Annotated in this window: 18 protein-coding genes; 7 read left to right on the top strand and 11 right to left on the bottom strand. The window is 64.6% G+C overall.

Annotation, left to right across the window (positions count from 1 at the left end):
* Nucleotides 1–100 precede the first annotated feature (100 nt).
* The 7 genes from AFIC_RS00890 to rsmI form a co-directional block, all read right to left on the bottom strand.
* Nucleotides 101–2332, bottom strand: coding sequence for a PAS domain-containing hybrid sensor histidine kinase/response regulator (locus tag AFIC_RS00890; protein ID WP_275247321.1), 2232 nt, complete (start codon nt 2330–2332; stop codon nt 101–103).
* Between the two features lie 120 nt (nt 2333–2452).
* Nucleotides 2453–2932: a hypothetical protein gene (locus AFIC_RS00885; protein WP_275247320.1), complete on the bottom strand. Its 480-nt coding sequence runs from the start codon at nt 2930–2932 to the stop codon at nt 2453–2455.
* An 87-nt stretch (nt 2933–3019) separates the two neighbouring features.
* Nucleotides 3020–4558, bottom strand: coding sequence for a YifB family Mg chelatase-like AAA ATPase (locus tag AFIC_RS00880; protein ID WP_275247319.1), 1539 nt, complete (start codon nt 4556–4558; stop codon nt 3020–3022).
* A 104-nt stretch (nt 4559–4662) separates the two neighbouring features.
* Entirely contained in the window at nt 4663–5481 is an 819-nt protein-coding gene (locus AFIC_RS00875) for a hypothetical protein (RefSeq protein ID WP_275247318.1), read from the bottom strand.
* Between the two features lie 117 nt (nt 5482–5598).
* Nucleotides 5599–6540, bottom strand: a complete 942-nt coding sequence (gene gshB, locus AFIC_RS00870) for a glutathione synthase (RefSeq protein WP_275247317.1) — start codon at nt 6538–6540, stop codon at nt 5599–5601.
* A 31-nt stretch (nt 6541–6571) separates the two neighbouring features.
* Complete coding sequence (locus tag AFIC_RS00865; RefSeq protein ID WP_275247316.1) at nt 6572–6967, bottom strand: YraN family protein; 396 nt, start codon at nt 6965–6967, stop codon at nt 6572–6574.
* Nucleotides 6964–7896, bottom strand: a complete 933-nt coding sequence (rsmI, locus tag AFIC_RS00860; RefSeq protein WP_275247315.1) for a 16S rRNA (cytidine(1402)-2'-O)-methyltransferase — start codon at nt 7894–7896, stop codon at nt 6964–6966. Before rsmI ends, AFIC_RS00865 begins: the two co-directional genes overlap by 4 nt.
* 261 nt (nt 7897–8157) lie before the next feature.
* On the opposite strand from rsmI, the gene AFIC_RS00855 reads away from it, so the two are divergent.
* Complete coding sequence (locus AFIC_RS00855) at nt 8158–9366, top strand: penicillin-binding protein activator (protein ID WP_275247314.1); 1209 nt, start codon at nt 8158–8160, stop codon at nt 9364–9366.
* Between the two features lie 9 nt (nt 9367–9375).
* On the opposite strand, the gene hemW is transcribed toward AFIC_RS00855, so the two are convergent.
* From hemW to rph, 3 genes are read right to left on the bottom strand one after another with little or no spacing between them, the layout of a single operon-like run.
* On the bottom strand, nt 9376–10533 hold the full coding sequence (gene hemW / locus AFIC_RS00850; RefSeq protein WP_275247313.1) for a radical SAM family heme chaperone HemW: 1158 nt from the start codon (nt 10531–10533) through the stop codon (nt 9376–9378).
* Nucleotides 10523–11161 (bottom strand): RdgB/HAM1 family non-canonical purine NTP pyrophosphatase, encoded by a 639-nt coding sequence (gene rdgB / locus AFIC_RS00845; protein ID WP_275247312.1) that lies wholly within the window; start codon nt 11159–11161, stop codon nt 10523–10525. The genes hemW and rdgB overlap by 11 nt, the downstream gene beginning before the upstream one ends.
* Complete coding sequence (rph, locus tag AFIC_RS00840; RefSeq protein WP_275247311.1) at nt 11161–11877, bottom strand: ribonuclease PH; 717 nt, start codon at nt 11875–11877, stop codon at nt 11161–11163. The genes rdgB and rph overlap by 1 nt, the downstream gene beginning before the upstream one ends.
* Nucleotides 11878–12044: 167 nt before the next feature.
* On the opposite strand from rph, the gene hrcA reads away from it, so the two are divergent.
* Both hrcA and grpE read left to right on the top strand, forming a co-directional pair.
* On the top strand, nt 12045–13136 hold the full coding sequence (hrcA, locus tag AFIC_RS00835; RefSeq protein ID WP_275247310.1) for a heat-inducible transcriptional repressor HrcA: 1092 nt from the start codon (nt 12045–12047) through the stop codon (nt 13134–13136).
* An 88-nt stretch (nt 13137–13224) separates the two neighbouring features.
* Nucleotides 13225–13824 carry a nucleotide exchange factor GrpE gene (gene grpE, locus AFIC_RS00830; RefSeq protein ID WP_275247309.1) on the top strand — a complete coding sequence of 200 codons (600 nt, stop codon included), beginning with the start codon at nt 13225–13227 and terminating at the stop codon, nt 13822–13824.
* Between the two features lie 12 nt (nt 13825–13836).
* Here grpE and AFIC_RS00825 read toward each other — a convergent pair whose 3' ends face one another.
* Nucleotides 13837–14802, bottom strand: coding sequence for a hypothetical protein (locus AFIC_RS00825; RefSeq protein ID WP_275247308.1), 966 nt, complete (start codon nt 14800–14802; stop codon nt 13837–13839).
* A 300-nt stretch (nt 14803–15102) separates the two neighbouring features.
* Here AFIC_RS00825 and dnaK point away from each other — a divergent pair, with 300 nt between their 5' ends.
* The 4 genes from dnaK (at nt 15103) to AFIC_RS00805 (ending at nt 19857) form a co-directional block, all read left to right on the top strand.
* Nucleotides 15103–17016, top strand: a complete 1914-nt coding sequence (gene dnaK / locus AFIC_RS00820; RefSeq protein WP_275247307.1) for a molecular chaperone DnaK — start codon at nt 15103–15105, stop codon at nt 17014–17016.
* A gap of 101 nt (nt 17017–17117) precedes the next feature.
* On the top strand, nt 17118–18248 hold the full coding sequence (gene dnaJ / locus AFIC_RS00815; protein ID WP_275247306.1) for a molecular chaperone DnaJ: 1131 nt from the start codon (nt 17118–17120) through the stop codon (nt 18246–18248).
* A 97-nt stretch (nt 18249–18345) separates the two neighbouring features.
* Entirely contained in the window at nt 18346–18942 is a 597-nt protein-coding gene (locus AFIC_RS00810; RefSeq protein ID WP_275247305.1) for a class I SAM-dependent methyltransferase, read from the top strand.
* Between the two features lie 135 nt (nt 18943–19077).
* Complete coding sequence (locus AFIC_RS00805; protein WP_275247304.1) at nt 19078–19857, top strand: class I SAM-dependent methyltransferase; 780 nt, start codon at nt 19078–19080, stop codon at nt 19855–19857.
* Nucleotides 19858–19896: the final 39 nt, after the last annotated feature.

Here is a 19896-nt window from a genome sequence, read left to right as displayed (position 1 = left end):
CGAATCGGTCAGAAGCGGTTTCGCGGCGGATTAAGCACGCCTAGTCCAATGGTTTTATGACAGCGGCGGCCAGGTCCGCATGCGACGTTTCGATGACAGATCAGGCGGCGAGGTGTGCCGGAACGATGTCGCTCAAAGCCTGCGCGAGTTTCTCGCGGTCCAGCGGCTTGACGAGGAAGCCGTCCATTCCCGCCTCGAAGCAGGCATAGCGGTCCTCGACCAGCGTGTTGGCGGTCAGCGCCAGAATTTTGGTGCGCGACAGGCCGCGCTCCGATTCGCGGGCGCGGATCATCCGCGTCGCCTCGATGCCGTTCATCTCGGGCATCTGCACGTCCATCAGCACGACATCGTAACGCGCGCCCGCCGTCTCCGCCGCGATCCAGGATTCCAGAGCCTCGCGGCCGTTGATGCAGATCACCGGCTGATGGCCGAGCCTGGTCAGCAGAGAGCGCATCAGCAGCGCGTTGATCTCGTTGTCCTCGGCGACGAGAATCGAAAGTTTCTTCGGCGCGGCAGGCGTCCGCGCGGTCTCGGGATCGTCCGGCAGTTCCGGCACGAACGTCGTTTCCGGTGCGAGCCGCGCCGCCAGCGAGGCCGCGCGCACCGGCTTGACGAGGTAGCCGGTGAAGGCCGCCATTTCGGCGGGCCGCAGGTCGTGGCGCTCCGCGGGCGTGAACATCGCGAGACGGTGCGTCGCGTGGGAGATCGCGCGTTCGCCGAGGGCCTGCACGGCGTCCGCGCCCAGTGCGTGGTCGATAATGACGGCGTGCCATGCGCGCTCAGGCAGCAGCGCCTCGGCGACGGCGAGGTCGGATGTCTCGCAGGTCTGTGCGCCCCAGCGCCCCAGCCGCCGCGTCACCAGCGATGCGCCGATGGTCTGCGGCATCACCACCATCACGGCCTTGCCGGTGAGATCCGGCGTGCGCCATGTGGTCATCGCCGAAGTGTCGGAAGCCTGCAACGGAATCGAGACTTCGAAGGTCGTGCCCTCGCCGGGCACGCTCTCCAGTGCGATGCGGCCGCCCATCCGGCGCACGATGCGCTCGCTGATGGCGAGGCCAAGCCCCGAGCCGCCGTATTGGAGCGCGATGTGTTCGTCGGCCTGCTCGAACTCGCGGAAAATCCGTTGCTGCGCGTCCGGCGGGATGCCGATGCCGGTATCGCGCACCATAAAGCTGATTTCGTTGGGCCAGATCCCCGGCTCGACGATCAGGGCGACGCCGCCCTTCGAGGTGAATTTCACGGCATTGCTGGCGAGGTTCAGCAGCACCTGCCGCAGCCGCGCCGCATCGCCCGTCACCTCGAGCGGCAGGCGCTCGTCGATATAGCAGGCGATCTCGATCCGCCGCGCCTGCGCGCGCGGGGCGAGCAATTCGGTGATCTCCTCGATCATGCCGGCGAGATGGAAGGGGCGATGTTCGAGGTCGATCTTGCCCGCCTCGATCTTGGAGAAATCCAGCAGTTCCTCGACGAGCGACATCAGCGCCTCGCCGGAGGTCTTCACCGCCTTGGCGTAGGCGGCCTGCTCGGGGTTCAGCGGGGTGTCGAGCAGCAAGGCGCTCATGCCGAGGATGCCGTTGAGCGGCGTGCGGATTTCGTGCGAGGCGACCGCGAGGAATTTCGATTTGGCGCGGTTGGCCGAGACGGCGTGATCGCGGGCAAGGCCGAGCGCGTGTTCGCTCTCGGCGCGGTCGGTGACGTCGCGGCCGACGCACTGGAATTCGGCGGACTCATTGGCGTGAGGGCGGATGAGGGTTTCGCGCCAGGCGATCCAGCGCGGACCGAACGCGGTCTGCGCTTTCTGGTCGTGGATGCGGGTGCCGCCGGATTCGGTGGCGTCGTCGCCCTGTTCGATTACCGGCAGACAGTAATTGCTGCCGATCAGCTCCGCGCGCGGCTTGCCGGCATAGGCGCAGAAGGTGTCGTTGACGAAGGTGAGACGCTTGCGCGCATCGCGCAGCACGACAAGATCGCTTTGCGATTCGAACAGGCTGCGCGCGCGCTCCTCGGCCTCCTTCAGTTCCCAGTTGCGATCGATCAGCGCCTCGTTGTGAAGCGAGACCTTGCGCATGCTCTTCCTCAGCCAGCGCATCCGCATGCTCAGGATGGCGAGCGCGAGGCAGGCGAGCGCGAACAGGAAGCTGATGCCGACGGCGAACGTCTGCGGATCGTAATTCGCCGATGGCGACAGGCTGCCACGCACGAAACCGTAACCGCCGCCGAACGTGGCGAAGAAGATCATGGACAGGCGGATGGCGCTCACGATCCGGCGGTGGCGGCGGGAAAACCGGCGCAGCCGTGCCTTCAAACGCTTCATTCCGCCAGTGTTCATGGCCGCATCCCCGTTGTCGTCGCCTCGCTCATTTGAAGGAAAGACTGCCGCCCCTCCCTTGCGAATGGCTTGAGGCGGCGGTCTCTCGCCGCGCGAGATGAAAAGATGGCTAATGAATCCTTAAAGCTGGGACAGGACCAGCTTGCCGGGGCGTGGCGCGGCTCCGATCAGCAGCGCTGCCGCATCGCGGATCGAGACCCTGGTTGAATTGACATAGAGGCGATAATCGCCGGGCTGTTCCGACAGATAGATGACCGGCTCGGATGCTTTTTCGTGGGCGGCGATGGTGACATAGCGCGTCGCCGCCGTGATCGGGCAGCCCTTGCGGGTGGGCGTGGCATCGGCGGACGCATCGACATCGTCGGCCACCGCGAAGTCCGCAAGCTCGGGGCGATCGACGAGCTGCACGCGCACGGTGGCGCGGTTGGCATCGTCGGTGAAGGAGACATGCTGCGGCGACTGCCACGGTGCGGTGGCGAGCTGCACGGAGGTGTGTCCGATTGCGATGCAGGGTTGCGAGGCGGAAGTGAATTGTCCGCCCGCCAGAACGCCGACGGCGAGGAGAGGAATGGCTGACGCCAGCATTCGAAGATGCAACATGGAACGCTACTCAACGCTTACACTACAACAGGCCGGACTGCGGCCATGGTTCGTAAAGTGTAAAGAGCGATCGTTACTTTCGCGTTATCAGGCGGCGCGTTGCAGGTCCTCGGCGAGCACGCGGTACGACAGCGCCTCGGCGAGATGCACGCGGCCGATCCTGTCCGCGCCGTCGAGATCGGCGAGCGTGCGCGCCACCCGCAGCACGCGATGATAGCCGCGCGCCGACAGCCGCATGCTGTCGGCGGCTTCGCGCATCAGCGTGGAGCCTTGCGTATCGAGCGTGGCGATCTCCTCCAGCACGGAGGCAGGCGCTTCCGCATTGGTGCGGATCTGCGGCAGGCCGAGCGCCGCGTAGCGCTTGAGCTGGATGTCGCGCGCGGCGGCGACGCGCGCCGCGACCTCGCGCGATCCCTCCGCCGGCGGCGGCAGGATCAGATCGGCGGCGGTCACCGCAGGTACCTCGATGCGCAGGTCGATGCGGTCGAGCAAGGGCCCCGACAGCCGCGCCTGATAATCGGCGCTGCAACGATCGACGCGCCCGCGCTTGCAGGAGTAACCCGGCTCATAGGCATGGCCGCAGCGGCATGGATTCATCGCCGCCACCAGCATGAAGCGGGCGGGATAGGTCAGGCGGTGATTGGCGCGCGACACCGAGACTTCGCCGTTTTCCAGCGGCTGGCGCAGCGAATCGAGCACGCGCGCGTCGAATTCCGGCAGTTCGTCGAGGAACAACACGCCGTGATGGGCGAGCGAAATCTCGCCGGGCCTGGCGCGCATGCCGCCGCCGGTGAGGGCGGCCATGCTTGCGGAATGATGCGGCGCGCGAAACGGCCGCTTCGATGTCAGCGCGCCGCCGTCGATCTGTCCGGCGACGGAGGCGATCATCGAAATTTCCAGCAATTCGGACGGCGACAGCGGCGGCAGGATCGAGGGCAGACGCGCGGCGAGCATCGATTTGCCCGCGCCTGCCGCGCCGACCATCAACAGGTGATGTCCGCCCGCGGCGGCGATCTCCAGTGCGCGCTTGGCGCTTTCCTGCCCCTTGATGTCGCGCAGATCGAGCGTCTCGCTTGTCTGCTCGGCGATCCTCGGTTCGGGGCGCGACAGCACCTGCGTGCCCTTGAAGTGATTGGCGATCTGAATGAGCGAGCCTGCGGCGACGATATCGAGATCGGGGCTGGCCCATGCGGCTTCCGCGCCGCAGGCCGCCGGGCAGATCAGCCCGTGCTCGCGCGCGTTGGCGCCGATCGCGGCGGGCAGCACGCCCGCGACAGACGCAATCGAGCCGTCGAGGCCGAGTTCGCCGAGCACGGTGAAATCCGCCAGCGCGTCGGGCGGGATCGCGCCGATCGCCGCCATCAGGCCGAGCGCGATGGGCAGATCGTAATGGCTGCCTTCCTTCGGCAGATCGGCTGGCGCGAGATTGACGGTGATGCGGCGCGCGGGCAGCGCAAGGCCCGAGGCGATCAGCGCCGCGCGAACGCGCTCGCGGGCTTCGGAGACGGCCTTGTCCGGCAGCCCGACGATGGAGAAAGCGGGCAGCCCCGGCGCGACCTGCACCTGGACATCGACGGCGCGCGCCTCGATGCCCTCAAAGGCCATGGTGGAGACGTGCTGAACCATCCGAAAGCCCACCTCGCCGAAACGAACTGGTGGAACTCTACCCCTTTGGCGGATCAGTGCAAGAACATTAAAAGAACAAATGCAGATTGTGTGACCTGAAAGACTCAGGCTCCGGCAGGCGCCAGAGTCACATTCCCGGCCGCGAGATTCGGCATCCTGGGCCGCAGTTTCAGGCCGAAAACGTGCGGAAAGCGCATCAGCTCGATATCGAAACCGGCAGCGGAAATCGGGATCGCCTCGTGGGCGGCCTTCGGGCCGTAGAGCCGGCCCCAGACGTCGATCCCGGCGAATTGCGGTACCTGGGAGAGGCGCAGATTGCCGATGCTGCCGGTGAAGTTCAGCATCTCGCGGGCGCGGTCGTTCATCATGATGATCCAGCCATCCTTGGTGTGGCCGACATCGTTGGCGATCGGGCAGGCCACTACCATGGCGTCCGGCGCGGTCTTGAACAACTGGTCGTAGACTTCCCGGTGGTGATCGATCAGTTCCGAATAGACCACAAGGCAGACGGCCGCCTCGGCGATCGGGACCGGCAGCACCAGGCGCTGCCAGATCTTGCCGTTCTGCGTGGTCGGCAGCGTGTAGCGCAGGCAGGCGGGGATCAGGTTGTCGGCGACCTTGCGATAGACCTGCGCGTATTCGCGGCTCATCGGATTGCCGCTGGCCGACAGCAGGACCCCGGCGCGATCGCGGCCGATCGCCTTCTGCACGGCGCCGCCGACATAGGTGTAGACGAAGTCGTCGCCCGTGGTCATCAGGTAGACGAGGTTCTCACGCAGCGGATAGTTCGATTCCTCGGTGAGGCGCTGCAATGTCAGGTCGCCGGTCGCCTGCAAGGTTTTCCATTTGGCCCACAGGAATTCCATCGCGGCCGTCGTGAGCTCGCGCGGAATCGATGTGCCGCTGAAAACCTCGAGGGACATAAATCAACAATCTGCAATTAAAGACGGCGCCGCTTACCAGCAATAAACCCAAGATAAGGGCGGGCAATAATCTGGCAGATGATTATCAGTAATTCCTTAAAGTGGAATCGAAAAAAACTATCGTCGCCGCGCCTCGATGGCATTCCAGATATGGGCGGCAACGTCCGGCCCGCCGAGATTGGCGATGGCGCGAATACCGGTCGGCGAGGTGACGTTGATCTCGGTGAGATGGCCGTCGATCACGTCGAGGCCGACGAATAAAAGGCCCTTTTCCTTCAGGCTGGGGCCGACGCGTTCGCAGATCTCGCGCTCCCGGGGGGTGAGGTCGGTCGCCTTGGCGGCGCCGCCGCGCACCATGTTCGAGCGCAGATCGTCCGGTGCCGGAACGCGGTTGACCGCGCCGGCGAATTCGCCGTCCACGAGAATGATGCGCTTGTCGCCCGCCTTCACGCCGGGCAGGAATTTCTGCACCACCCAAGGCTCGCGGAAGGTGACCGAGAAGAGATCATAGAGCGAGCCGAAATTCATGTCCTGCGCGGCGATCCTGAACACCGCCGCGCCGCCATGGCCATAGAGCGGCTTGAACACCACGTCGCCGTGTTCTTTCCTGAACAATTCGATTTCCGCTTTGTCGCGCGAGATCAGCGTCGGCGTCATCAGGTCGGAAAATTCCATCACGAAGATTTTTTCCGGCGCGTCGCGCACGCTCCTGGGATCGTTCACCACCAGCGTCCTGGGGTGGATGCGTTCCAGCAGATGCGTGGTGGTGACGTAGGCGAGATCGAACGGCGGGTCCTGCCGCAACAGCACCACGTCGAAGGATTGCATGTCGGTGCGTCTGGCGTCGCCCAGGGTGAAATGGTTGCCCGGTTCGTCGCGCACGCTCAGGGCCTGCACCGGCGCGACCACATCCCGGCCCGAGAGCGAGAGAAGCTCCGGCGTGTAGTAGAACAGTTGATGTCCGCGCTTCTGCGCTTCGAGCAGCATCGCGAAGGTCGAATCGCCGCGCACGTTGATGCGCGCGATCGGGTCCATCTGAACGGCAACTTTCAAGGTCATGGTCGGTCCGGCTGTGGGATGAATTCGGTTATCAGAATGAGGAAGTCTCGAACGCCGCTTCCAGATGGCGCGGAAGCCGCCTCGGCGCAATCAGTATCACGTCGAATCGGCAGTCCAGATTTGCATGGTCGGGATGCGCGGCGAGCCAGAGCGAGGCGGCGGCGGCGATGCGCTGCTGCTGGCGCGGCGTGACGCTGGTGGCGGCATCATCGAGCGTGTTGCGCGCCTTGACTTCGACGAATGCCAGCGTCGCGCGCCGCTTCGCCACCACGTCGATCTCGCCATGCGGCGTGCGGTAGCGCCGCGCCAGAATGCGGTAGCCTTTCGCTGCGAGATAAAGACAGGCCCGCCGCTCGGCCGAGAGGCCGGTCTGAAACGCGGTGACGCGTTCGGTGTCTGCCGCGGAATCTCCGGACGGCGCGCTCATTCGGGCTCGTCCTTGCGGGCGAGCGCCAGCGCGCGGGCATAGACCTCGCGTTTTGGATGACCTGACAATTCGACGGCCGTGGTGACGGCATCTTTCACGCTGCCATGCGCGAGCTGTTCGCGTAAGAGCGCATCGAGCTGGTCCTCGCTCATGCGCCCGGTTTCCTCCGAAGGCGGGCCGATCACCAGCACGAATTCGCCGCGCGTCTCCAGTTGAGCGGATTGCGTGTCCGCGTCAGCCAACGAGAAGCGGCGGATGTCCTCATGCAGCTTGGTCATCTCGCGGCAGATCGCGATGTCGCGGGCCCCGAGAATGTCGGCGAGATCGCGCAGGGTCTCCTGCACCCGCGCGCCGGATTCGAACAGCACCAGCGTGACGCCGATCCGCGCCAGCTCGTGAATGCGGTTGCGGCGCGCGCCGTCCTTCGCGGGCAAGAAGCCCTCGAAGAAGAAACGGTCGGTCGGCAATGCCGCGACCGACAGCGCGGCGAGAATCGAGGAAGGGCCCGGCAGCGCGTGAACCGGAAAGCCGGCGGCGCAGGCCTCGCGCACCAGTTTGAAGCCGGGATCGGAAATAAGCGGCGTGCCGGCATCCGACACCAGCGTGACCGACTCGCCCTGCGCGAGGCGGGCGAGAATCTTCGGCCGCACGAAAGCCGCGTTGTGCTCGTGATAGGGCGACAGCGGCGCAGTGATGCCGTAGCGGTCCAGCAGCTTGCGGGTGACGCGGGTGTCCTCGCAGCAGATCACGTCGCTGCCCGCCAGCGTCTCCAGCGCGCGCAGCGTGATGTCGCCGAGATTGCCGATCGGCGTGGCGGCGAGATGCAGTCCCGGTGGCGCTTTCGGAACGATGATGGCGTGCCCCGCCACCAGAATCTGCCGCGAAACTGTGGTGGTGTCGGTATTCGGGCGGGGGGAGGGGCGAGCCATGCGGACAGTGTAGCCTGTCCGCGCGCGATCGTCTTGCTGCATGGGCAAGGAATGAACGATCCGGACTTCAGAATTCCAAAACTTCAGAGTTCAAAGGCTTGAGAAGTCCAGGGACTTGGAAATTTCAAGGGCTTGGAAATTCGCAGGGGTCACAAATTCTTCGTTTTCCCGTATGGTGGCCGCCAAGAAGTCTGAATTTGGCTCCAGATCGGTCCGTCATGGTGTCCGGGCCGATCAGGGAGCCGGTCTGAAAGAGAGTTGATGACGGTCCCGACCCATCCTTCAAAACCCAGCCTGTTGACCACCCGCCGCAGCGCCGTCGGGCTCATTCTCGGCGCGCCGCTTCTGGCCGGATGCGCCGGCATGTCCGGGCTGACAGGCACCGACCAGCCGCCGCCGGGTCCTTCCGGCCCGCAGCAGGAAGCGATTGCCGTCGGCAAGGGGCAGGTGAAGGTCGGGCTGATCCTGCCTTTGTCGGGCGCGGGCAATGCGGGCATCGCCGGTAATTCGATGAAGAACGCCGCCGAGATGGCGTTGGCGGAATTCCAGAATCCCGACATTCAGCTTCTCATCAAGGACGATGCCGGCACGCCGCAGGGCGCGCAGACCGCCGCGCAACAGGCGCTCGGCGAAGGCGCGGAGATCATTCTCGGCCCGCTGTTCGGGCTTTCGGTGGCGGGCGTCGCGCAGCAGGCGCGGCCGCGCAACATTCCTGTGATCGCGTTTTCCACCGACGCCAGCGTCGCCGGACAGGGCGTCTATCTGTTGAGCTTCCTGCCGGAAACCGACGTCAGCCGCATCATCGATTATTCCACGGGCACGGGTAAGCGCTCCTTTGCGGCGCTGCTGCCGGAAAACGCTTACGGCAATGTCGTCGAGGCCACCTTCAAGCAGGCCGTGCCGCGCAAGGGCGCGCGCATGGTGGCCTTCGAGAAGTACACCACCGATCCGAACCAGGTGCAGACCGCCGTGCGCAACATCGCGCAGGCGCTGGGGAGCGCCGATGCGCTGCTGCTCGCCGATGACGGCGACGTGCTGGTGCAATTGTCATCGCAACTGGCGGCGGCGGGCGCGGACCTCAAGCGCGTGCAACTGCTCGGCACCGGGCTGTGGGACAATCCGAAGGTATTCGCCGATCCGCATTTGCAGGGCGGTTATTACGCGGCACCCGATCCGTCCGGGTATCGCGCCTTTGCCAAGCGCTATCGCGGCAAATACGGACAGGACCCGGTGCGCACCGCGACGCTGGCCTATGACGCGGTGGCGCTGGTGGCGGCTTTGTCGCGCGTGAATTCCGGCGGCCCGCGCTTCTCGCCGGATGTATTGACCAACGTGTCGGGCTTCACCGGCATCGACGGGCTGTTTCGCTTTCGTCCCAACGGCACCAACGAGCGCGGTCTCGCCGTGCTGCGCGTGGCGGCGGGCGGCGGACAGATCGCGTCGGCCTCGCCGAAAAGTTTCGGGGCGTAATTTTTACGATTACGCCGCGAGATCGGCGACGACGGCATCGAGCAGTGGAAAGCCATCCTGCGTCACGCGCAGCCGCCCGTTGTCGTCCATCACGATGGCGCCGTCGTTCTTCAGCGCGGCGATGCGATGCGGATCGAGCGGGCGTCCGGCGAGCGCCGCATAGCGATGCGGATCGATGCCTTCCGCAAGCCGCAGGCCCATCAGCAAAAATTCATCGGCGCGCTGTTCGCTGTCGAGCAAATCTTCTGTCGCGATGCCGTGGCCGTTGTCCTCGACGCGCAACAGCCACGCTTCCGGGCGTTTGTCGGTTGCGGTGGCGTGACGGCGGCCGCCGATGTCGAGACGGCCATGCGCGCCGGGACCGATGCCCGCATATTCCTGTCCACGCCAGTAGACGAGGTTGTGGCGGCACTCCGCGCCGGGGCGCGCGTGGTTGGAAATCTCGTAGGACGGCAGGCCGTGCGCGGCGCAGACCTCCTGCGTCACGTCATAAAGCTGGCGCGCGAGATCCTCGTCGGGCGTTTTCAGTTTTCCCGCGCGGTGCAGACCGAAGAACGGCGTGCCTTCCTCGATGGTCAATTGATAGAGCGACAGATGCTCGGCGGCTTCCGAGATCGCCACTTCAAGTTCTTGCGTCCATGCTTCCGCGCTCTGGCCCGGCCGCGCGTAGATCAGGTCGAACGAATAGCGGTCGAACGAACGGCGCGCGATCGCCACCGCATCGAGCGCCTCCTGCGCGCTGTGCATGCGGCCCAGTGATTTCAGCGAGGCATCATCGAGCGCCTGCACGCCGAGCGAGACGCGGTTGACGCCCGCTGCGCGATAGCCTGCAAAGCGCGTCGCCTCGACGCTGGTGGGGTTGGCTTCGAGCGAGACCTCGACACCGCTGTCGACATTCCAGTGTTGTCCGATAGCGTCGAGGATGGCGCCGACCGTCTGTGGCTTCATCAATGACGGCGTGCCGCCGCCGAAGAAGATCGAGGTCACCGTGCGGCCCGGCGTGCGCGCGGCGGTGGTTGCGATCTCGCGCGCGAAGGCGCGGGCGAAGCGCTCCTCGTCGATCGCGGTGTGGCGGACATGGCTGTTGAAATCGCAATACGGGCATTTCGACAGGCAGAACGGCCAGTGCACGTAAACGCCGAAGGCATTTTGTGCGTCAGCGCCCAAGACAGATCTCCGCGAGCTTTACGAAGGCCTTCGCCCGATGCGACAGACCGAGGCCCAGCGGCGGCAGTCCGTGCTTCTCGACGCTGGTCATCTCGCCGAAGGTGCGCGTATGACCATCAGGCAGAAATGCCGGATCGTAGCCGAAGCCCGCGTCGCCGCGCGGCGGCCACACCATCGTGCCGTTGACGCGCTCCTCGACTTCCTCGATGTGGCCATCGGGCCAAGCCACGCACAGCGCGGAGACGAAATGCGCCTTGCGTTGCGCGGGCTCTGTCGCGCCGCGCTCCTGCAACAGCCGCTCGATCTGCGCCATCGCCGCCATGAAGTCTTTCGAGGGCCCAGCCCAGCGCGCCGAATAGATCCCCGGCTGGCCGTCGAGCGCATCGACGCAAAGACCCGAATCGTCGGCGAATGCGGGCAGTCCCGTGGCGTTCGCCGCGGCCGCCGCCTTGATGCGCGCATTGGCGGCAAACGTGGTACCGGTTTCGTCCGGCTCCGGCAGGTTCAACTCGCCCGCCGACACCGCCTCGATGCCGTAAGGCGCGAGCAGCTCGCGCATCTCGGCGAGCTTGCCGGAATTGTGGGTGGCGATGACGAGGCGTCCGGTGATGGGGCGGTGATTGGGCATTACGCCATCGCGATCTTCTGCAATTCCACGAGACGGCCGATGCCGCTTTGCGCCAGCGCCATCAGTTTCAGGAATTCGTCCTGCGAGAACGGCGTGCGCTCGGCGGTGCCCTGCACCTCGACGATGCGGCCGTCGCCGGTCATGACGAAATTCGCATCCGTCTCGGCTTCGGAATCCTCAGAATAATCGAGGTCGAGTACCGGCGTGCCGTTGTGGATGCCGCACGAGATCGCGGCGACGTTGTCGCGCAGCACATTCTCGGTCTTGAGCATGTTGCGCGCCTTCATCCATTGCAGGCAGTCCGCGAGCGCGACCCATGCGCCGGTGATCGAAGCGGTGCGGGTGCCGCCGTCGGCCTGGATCACGTCGCAATCGACGGTGATCTGACGCTCGCCAAGTGCGACGAGATCGACGGTGGTGCGCAGCGAGCGGCCGATCAGGCGCTGGATTTCCACGGTACGGCCGCTCTGCTTGCCGGCGGAAGCCTCGCGGCGGACGCGGTCATGCGTGGCGCGCGGCAGCATGCCGTATTCAGCGGTGACCCAGCCGCGCCCTTGGCCCTTGAGCCACGGCGGCAGCCGCTCTTCAAGCGTAGCGGTAACGAGCACATGGGTGTCGCCGAATTTCACCATGCAGGAACCTTCGGCGTATTTCACCACGCCGCGTTCGAGCGAGACGGGACGCAGTTCGTCGGGCGCGCGGCCGCTGGGACGCATATGTTTCTCCAAAGCAGGAAAGGATGTTGGGCTGCTTTTAGGGGCCCGCGCCGGGCGCGGCAAGGCCGAACAGGCATTCGGCCTTGTCAGCCGTGCGCGGCGGGAACACATTGAAGCCGCGAACAGATAAGTCCTAAAATGGATCGAGACCTCCAAAGGAGCAACGGTTGTCGCATCACGACCCGAAAGATTCGCTGATTACGCCGGGCGCGGCGCTGTCCCAGCTCAACGAGCGGTCCCGCGATATTTTCCGGCAAATTGTCGAGAATTATCTCGCCACCGGCGAGCCGGTCGGCTCGCGCAACATCTCGCGGATGATCTCGGTGCCGCTGTCGCCCGCCTCGGTGCGCAACGTGATGGCGGACCTCGAACATCTCGGCCTGATCTATGCGCCGCACACCTCGGCGGGACGGCTGCCGACCGAACTCGGCCTGCGTTTCTTCGTCGATGCGCTGATGCAGGTCGGCGACCTCACGGAAGACGAGCGGCAATCGATCCAGGCGCAGTTGGCGGCGATCGGCAAGCCGCAGTCGATCGAGGCCACGCTGAGCGATGCGATGACGCGGCTGTCGGGTCTCACCCGCGCCGCCGCCGTGGTGTTGACGGGCAAATCCAACACGCGGCTCAAGCATATCGAGTTCGTGCGGCTGGAGCCTGAACAGGCGCTCGTTGTTCTGGTCGCCGAAGACGGCCAGATCGAAAACCGAATCCTCGCGCTGCCGCCCGGCGTGCCGTCCTCGGCGCTGGTGGAAGCCTCGAACTTCCTCAATGCGCGCATTCGCGGCCGCACATTGAGCGAGGCGCGCGCCGATCTCGAAGCCGCATTGGCGCAAAGCCGCAATGAACTCGATCAGTTGACGCAGAAGATCATCTCGGCCGGCGTCGCCTCATGGTCGGGCGGCTCCAGCGACGAGCGCCGCCTGATCGTGCGCGGCCACGCCAATCTGCTCGAAGACCTCCACGCCATGGAGGATCTGGAACGGGTGCGCCTGTTGTTCGACGATCTGGAGACCAAGAAGGGCGTTGCCGATTTGCTGGGCCTCGCGGAACGCGGCGACGGCGTGCGGATATTCATCGGCTCGGAAAACAAGTTGTTCTCGCTGTCGGGCTCCTCGACCATCACCGCGCCCTACCGCGACGGCTCCGGCCGCATCGTCGGCGTGCTCGGCGTGATCGGCCCGACGCGGCTGAACTACGCGCGCGTCATCCCGATGGTGGATTATGCCGCGCGCATCGTCAGCCAGATGCTCGGCAAATAGGTATTTTGGGCGCGTGGCCGCGCTTGATTTTTGGCCGCCAAACGACGATATGCCAGCCGTACACCTTTAATCAGACAGTGGAAGCGTGATGACCGATAACGACGGCCAGAAGGAATATTCGGAAGCGGCGGAGAACGCAGGGACCAAGCCCGCCGAACCGCGCGTCTCCAAGCCGTACATCATGCCCGACGATCCGGAGGAGACGCCCTCCGAGGCACTCGTCAAGGAAGCCGCTGAAGCCAAGGACAAGATGCTCCGCACGCTGGCGGAGATGGAAAACCTGCGCAAGCGCACCCAGCGCGAGGTCGCGGATGCGCGCGCCTACGGCATCGCCGGTTTCGCGCGCGACATTCTGGAAATCGCCGACAATCTGCAACGCGCGCTCGACGCTGTGCCCGCGGAAGCACGCGCCGGGGCCGATGCGGGCCTCACCGCGCTGATCGAGGGCGTCGAGCTGACCGAGCGTTCGCTGCACCGTTCGCTCGAGAAGAACGGCGTGAAGAAATTCGATCCGATGGGCGAGAAGTTCGATCCGAACCTGCATCAGGCGATGTACGAGGTTCCGGATAACTCGGTTGCACCCGGCACCGTCGTGCAGGTGATCCAGACCGGTTACATGATCGGCGAGCGGATGCTGCGCCCGGCGATGGTCGGCGTCTCCAAGAACGAGCCCAAGCCTGCGGCCTGAGACGTCCCGGTCTTACTTCGCGCTGATGCCGTCGCGCACGGCGCGGAAGCGGGTGAAGGCGTCGGACCATTCGGACTGCGGGGCGCTCGCGACAATACGCAGCGTCGCGGAGCCTGAGCCGAAGCGCAGCCACTGCACCACCCGCACCGGGGTGTTGTCTTTTCCAGTGACTCCCTCAAGGCGGGTTTCGTAGCCCGCCGTGCTGTCGATCCGCAGCGGCTCGTTGTTGGTCATCTTCACATCGCGCAGGCCCGCGATGTTGGCGGCGAGATCGCGCGCGAAGCGGCCGCGATCCTCCGGCTGGGTGGGGGCGCCCTGCATGATCCCGACCATGATGTAGGCGGAGCTGTCGAGCCTGGCGTCGTCATCGCCGTCACTGAGCAGCACCGCCGAGCGCGGCGCGATGGTGCGCACATGCTTGAAGCCCGCGAGATCGCCGAGCTTAAAGCCGAGTTGGGCAAGCTGCTCCTCGACCGGAATTTCGGCGCGCGTCACCGCGCTCGCGAGCATCTTGCGGATATTGGCCTCGGAATAGGCGTCGCCCGCGTCGCCGCGCACCTGCACGATGACGTAGCCGGTGAACTTGTTGCCGGGCAGCAGCAGCGTGTAGTTCGATACCTCGTCGTCGCCGTCCTTGCCGGTTTCGGTCAGCAGATAGCCCTGCCGCGCGGTGGTGGGGAAGACTTGCGGCTTCGGCGAGCCCGCCGGCGTGGAATTGTTCTTCACCGCCGTCTCGACGGCCGTGAACGCGGCCTCCGGGATTTCCGACAGGCCGACCCGAACCTTCTGGTCGGAACTGATGAAGCCGGAAAACTGGGGCGAGGCTGTCAGCCCTTCCAGCGGCACGAGGCCGACGCGGACGCCCGCCGGGAAAACGGCGTCGGCGGCGCGCGCCCGTGTGGCCGGGGCGAGGAGCATCGCCAGCAGGAGCGCGGTCGCGGCGGCCACGCGGCGGAGAGTAAGGGGCATCTTTGTCATCGCTAGGCTCCCTGACGCGCGATTGAGGCGGATCGATGGATGGGGGGTTCGATAGCAGCTTCCGGGATACGCCGACAGGCCCGGCGCGCCGTTCCCGAAACGGCCTCTCCGGAATGTTAACCGGTGAAAACAAATGCCGCCGAATAACGGCTTTCTCGTCCCTCGGTCCTTGCGGCCCCTACCGCCCCTCCTATATGAGGCGGAGCGTCGCAGAGCGGCGCGCTTGGATTCTCAGGGGGTTGGGTGCGGTGCGCCGTCAGGGCCCGGCCAATCCGCCGAAAAAAGAAGGATAGAGAGACAATGGGAAAGGTCATTGGGATCGATCTCGGCACCACCAATTCGTGCGTTGCCGTCATGGATGGCAAATCGCCGAAAGTCATCGAGAACGCGGAAGGCATGCGGACGACCCCGTCCATCGTCGCCTTCACCAATGACGGCGAGCGCCTCGTCGGTCAGCCGGCCAAGCGCCAGGCTGTCACCAATCCGGAAAATACGATTTTCGCCGTGAAGCGCCTGATCGGCCGCCGCTACGACGATCCGACCGTCGAGAAGGACAAGAAGCTCGTCCCCTACAAGATCATGAAGGCATCGAACGGCGACGCCTGGGTCGAGGCTTCGGGCCAGACCTACTCGCCCTCGCAGGTGTCCGCTTTCATCCTTCAGAAGATGAAAGAGACCGCCGAGGCCCATCTCGGCCAGAAGGTCGAGCAGGCGGTCATCACCGTTCCCGCCTATTTCAACGACGCCCAGCGTCAAGCCACCAAGGATGCCGGCAAGATCGCCGGCCTCGAAGTGCTGCGCATCATCAACGAGCCGACCGCCGCGGCGCTCGCCTACGGCCTCGACAAGTCGAAGCAGGGCACCATTGCGGTCTACGACCTCGGCGGCGGCACCTTCGATGTGTCGATCCTTGAGATCGGCGACGGCGTGTTCGAGGTGAAGTCCACCAACGGCGACACCTTCCTCGGCGGCGAGGATTTCGACATGCGCCTCGTCGGCTATCTCGCCGATGAATTCCAGAAGGAGCAGGGCATCAACCTGCGCAACGACAAGCTCGCTTTGCAGCGCCTGAAGGAAGCCGCCGAAAAGGCCAAGATCGAGCTGTCCTCGACGACGCAGACCGAAATCAACCTGCCGTTCATCACGGCGGATGCGACCGGTCCGAAGCATCTGACCATGAAGCTCACCCGCGCCAAGTTCGAGGCACTGGTCGACGATCTCGTGCAGAAGACGATCGAGCCTTGCCGCAAGGCGCTGAAGGATGCCGGTCTTTCGGCCGGCGAGGTCGGCGAGGTGGTTCTGGTCGGCGGCATGACCCGCATGCCGAAGATCCAGGAGATCGTGAAGCAGTTCTTCGGCAAGGAGCCGCACAAGGGCGTCAACCCGGATGAAGTCGTCGCCATCGGCGCGGCCATTCAGGCGGGCGTGTTGCAGGGCGACGTCAAGGACGTGCTGCTGCTGGACGTGACCCCGCTCTCGCTCGGCATCGAGACGCTGGGCGGCGTGTTCACGCGCATCATCGAGCGCAACACCACGATCCCGACCAAGAAGAGCCAGGTGTTCTCGACCGCCGAAGACAACCAGAACGCGGTGACGATCCGCGTCTTCCAGGGCGAGCGCGAAATGGCGGCCGACAACAAGGCGCTCGGCCAGTTCGACCTGATGGGCATTCCGCCGGCGCCGCGCGGCATGCCGCAGATCGAGGTCACCTTCGACATCGACGCCAACGGCATCGTCAACGTCTCGGCGAAGGACAAGGCGACCGGCAAGGAGCAGCAGATCCGCATTCAGGCTTCCGGCGGTCTGTCGGAATCCGAGATCGAGAAGATGGTCAAGGATGCCGAGGCGAATGCCGCCGAGGACAAGAAGCGCCGCGAGGCGGTCGATGCCAAGAACCATGCCGACGCGCTGGTGCATTCCACCGAGAAGGCGCTGGCCGAGCATGGCGACAAGGTGTCCGAAGGCGACCGCAAGGCGATCGAGGACGGCCTGGCCGATCTGAAGGAAGCCCTGAAGGGCGACGATTCGGAAGCCATCAAGGCCAAGTCCAACACGCTGGCGCAGGCGTCGATGAAGCTCGGCGAGGCGATGTATCAGCAGCAGGCCGAAGCCGACGCCAAGGCCGACGCGGCGAAGGACGCCGCGCATGATGACGTGGTCGATGCGGAGTTCACCGAGGTGGACGACGACAAGACCAACAAGAAGTCAGCGTAAGCGCTTCACTGAAAACCTCCCCTTCGCAGGGGAGGTTTTTGCAGGGCGAGTTCCTGTTCTTAAGATTTCTCAGGCTCAGATACCCATGCACCTGATCGCTCATGACTAAGACTTGCTATTACGAAACGCTGGAAGTCGAGCGCACCGTCGATGAAGCCGGACTGAAGTCGGCCTTCCGCAAGCTCGCGATGAAATGGCATCCGGACAAGAATCCGGGCGATCCGTCCTGCGAACACAAGTTCAAGGAAATCTCCGAAGCCTACGAGGTCCTCAAGGACGGCAACAAGCGCGCCGCCTATGACCGCTACGGCCATGCCGCGTTCGAGCAGGGCGGCGGTGGCGGCCACGGTTTCGGCGCGGGCTTTGCCTCCTCCTTCTCAGATATTTTCGAGGATTTGTTCGGCATGGCCGGGCGCGGCCGGGGCGGCGGCGGCCGCGAGCGCGGCGCCGACCTGCGCTACAATATGGACATCACGCTCGAGGAAGCCTTTACCGGCAAGACCGCGCAGATCAATATTCCGGTCGCGGTCGCCTGCGAGGCCTGTTCCGGTTCGGGCGCCAAGCCCGGCACCAAGCCAAAGGTCTGCACGACCTGCGGCGGTGCCGGCCGCGTGCGGCAGGCGCAGGGCTTCTTCACGCTGGAACGGACCTGCCCGAGCTGCCATGGCCGTGGCCAGACCATCGATACGCCATGCCCGTCCTGTTCGGGTCAGGGCCGGGTCCAGAAAGACCGCTCGCTGTCGGTGAACATTCCCGCCGGCGTCGAGGACGGGACCCGCATCCGCCTCTCCGGAGAGGGCGAGGCCGGGGTGCAGGGCGGTCCGGCGGGCGACCTCTATATTTTCCTGTCGGTTGGCTCGCATCAGCTATTCCAGCGCGACGGCGCCGATCTGCATTGCCGGGTGCCGATTTCGATGGTGACGGCGGCCATTGGCGGCGAGTTCGAGGTTCCCGCGATCGACAGCACCAAGGCCCGGATCAAGGTTCCCTCCGGCACCCAGTCGGGCCGCCGGTTCCGCATCACCGGCAAGGGGATGCCGGTGCTGCGCTCGCGCCAGACGGGTGACATGTACGTCCAGGTTGTGGTCGAAACGCCCCAGAATCTGACCAAAAAACAGAAGGAATTGCTGGCGGAGTTCGAAAAACTGTCGTCCGGTGAAACCCAACCCGAGGCTGCGGGTTTCTTCAAAATGGTCAAGGACTTCTTCGGCAACCGGGCGGATACCGCCTGAGCCGGAACTTGACCGTTCCGGTCTGTCTCCTGTACGTCTTTATGAAGAAAATTTGAAAAAGCCCGTGCTCGTCGGGCTCCCCGCTGGTACCCCCGCCATGACTCTAGAGTCCGCGCGCGTCCTCAAAAAACCTCTCCGTCTCGACGATGAGGTCCGTTTTCTTCGCTCGTGGATCGAAAAGCCGCTGCACATGGGCGCGGTGATGCCATCGGGCAAGATGCTCGCGCGCACGATGGCGGGCTATGTCGACAAACATTCCGAGGCGCCCGTCATCGAACTCGGGCCCGGCACCGGCGCGATCACCGACGCGCTGGTGGCGCATGGCGTCGAGCAGAAACGCCTCGTCCTCGTCGAGTTCAACCCCGGCTTCTGCGCGCTGTTGCGCGAGCGCTATCCGCAGGCGACCGTCGTGCAGGGCGATGCCTATCAGCTCGACAAGACGCTCGCGGCGATCGCGCAGCCCGCGAGCGCTGTAGTGTCGGGCCTGCCGCTCGTCACCAAGCCGATGCTGATGCGGCTGCGGCTGATGCGCGAAGCCTTCATGAAATTGATTCCCGGCGCGCCCTTCGTGCAGTTCACCTATTCCGTCGCGCCGCCGATTCCGAAATCGCTGCCGGGCGTGCTGACGCAGGCTTCCGAACGGATCTGGATGAACGTGCCGCCGGCCCGCGTGTGGGTCTATCGCAAGGCATGAGGCCGCAGCCGCGACCTGGCTTCATGTCAGCGAAAGGCGGGCGGTCATTGCTGGCGGCTCCCTTATATCAAAAGAAAAAATGCGCGGACTTATCGTTATCCTGAATCCGGGATTGCGCGAGGAAGGGATGTCTTGATGTTGCCCGAAACTGTCCGCGGCGGATTTGTATCGAGCGCATCTTTCGAAGAGCCACGATATATTCCGGCAAGCGCCTGGATCGGACATGGCCCATTCGCGTTCTGGCTTGTCGAAAACCTGAAGCCTTCGGTCCTGGTCGAACTGGGCACCTATCTCGGCTATTCCTATTTCTGCTTTTGCCAGCAGGTTGCGAAGCAAGGTCTCGCCACTCAATGCACTGCGATTGATCTATGGGGCGGCGACGAGCATTCCGGATTCTATGGCGAAGAAATATTCAATACCGTCAAGCGGATCAACGACCAGAACTATGGCGCGTTCTCCCGGCTGATGCGTTCGACCTTCGTGGAGGCAGCCGGGAGTTTTGAAGACGGATCGATTGATCTGCTTCATATCGATGGGCGCCACCGCTACGAGGACGTGAAGGAGGATTTTGAAACATGGCTCCCGAAACTGTCCGATCGCGCGGTTGTTTTGTTTCACGACACGCAAGTCGAAAAAGACGACTTTGGCGTGTTTCGCTACTGGCCTGAAATCACGGCGGCCTATCCGAATTTTGAGTTCACTCACGAACACGGTCTTGGTGTGCTGGGCGTGGGAAAAAATCTGCCGCCTTCCCTGAAGGCGCTTTTCAATGCGTCGAAGGCGCAGCGCGCGGCCATCAAAAGATTCTATCAAAGTCTTGGAGGGACGCTGCCTCGTAAGAATCTTACCTGGATGAAAGCCCTGTCGTTGTGGATCAGGCAGGCGCTTCATGCGCCGTCGCGGCCGCCTCACTGACGCGGCACGGGCGCGAGGCGGGATATCCTTCTTTCCTTG

This window comes from [Pseudomonas] carboxydohydrogena (assembly GCF_029030725.1).
In the GTDB taxonomy this organism is placed as follows: Bacteria; Pseudomonadota; Alphaproteobacteria; order Rhizobiales; family Xanthobacteraceae; genus Afipia; species Afipia carboxydohydrogena.
Note: the sequence above shows the minus strand (reverse complement) of the source record. Positions and strands in the feature narration are given on the sequence as shown.

Coding starts and splice junctions, on each gene's coding strand:
- AFIC_RS00890 (WP_275247321.1), bottom strand. CDS start 2,332: ATGAACACTGGCGGAATGAAGCGTTTGAAGGCACGGCTGCGCCGGTTT.
- AFIC_RS00885 (WP_275247320.1), bottom strand. CDS start 2,932: ATGTTGCATCTTCGAATGCTGGCGTCAGCCATTCCTCTCCTCGCCGTC.
- AFIC_RS00880 (WP_275247319.1), bottom strand. CDS start 4,558: ATGGTTCAGCACGTCTCCACCATGGCCTTTGAGGGCATCGAGGCGCGC.
- AFIC_RS00875 (WP_275247318.1), bottom strand. CDS start 5,481: ATGTCCCTCGAGGTTTTCAGCGGCACATCGATTCCGCGCGAGCTCACG.
- gshB (WP_275247317.1), bottom strand. CDS start 6,540: ATGACCTTGAAAGTTGCCGTTCAGATGGACCCGATCGCGCGCATCAAC.
- AFIC_RS00865 (WP_275247316.1), bottom strand. CDS start 6,967: ATGAGCGCGCCGTCCGGAGATTCCGCGGCAGACACCGAACGCGTCACC.
- rsmI (WP_275247315.1), bottom strand. CDS start 7,896: ATGGCTCGCCCCTCCCCCCGCCCGAATACCGACACCACCACAGTTTCG.
- AFIC_RS00855 (WP_275247314.1), top strand. CDS start 8,158: ATGACGGTCCCGACCCATCCTTCAAAACCCAGCCTGTTGACCACCCGC.
- rdgB (WP_275247312.1), bottom strand. CDS start 11,161: ATGCCCAATCACCGCCCCATCACCGGACGCCTCGTCATCGCCACCCAC.
- rph (WP_275247311.1), bottom strand. CDS start 11,877: ATGCGTCCCAGCGGCCGCGCGCCCGACGAACTGCGTCCCGTCTCGCTC.
- grpE (WP_275247309.1), top strand. CDS start 13,225: ATGACCGATAACGACGGCCAGAAGGAATATTCGGAAGCGGCGGAGAAC.
- AFIC_RS00825 (WP_275247308.1), bottom strand. CDS start 14,802: ATGACAAAGATGCCCCTTACTCTCCGCCGCGTGGCCGCCGCGACCGCG.
- dnaK (WP_275247307.1), top strand. CDS start 15,103: ATGGGAAAGGTCATTGGGATCGATCTCGGCACCACCAATTCGTGCGTT.
- dnaJ (WP_275247306.1), top strand. CDS start 17,118: ATGACTAAGACTTGCTATTACGAAACGCTGGAAGTCGAGCGCACCGTC.
- AFIC_RS00810 (WP_275247305.1), top strand. CDS start 18,346: ATGACTCTAGAGTCCGCGCGCGTCCTCAAAAAACCTCTCCGTCTCGAC.
- AFIC_RS00805 (WP_275247304.1), top strand. CDS start 19,078: ATGTTGCCCGAAACTGTCCGCGGCGGATTTGTATCGAGCGCATCTTTC.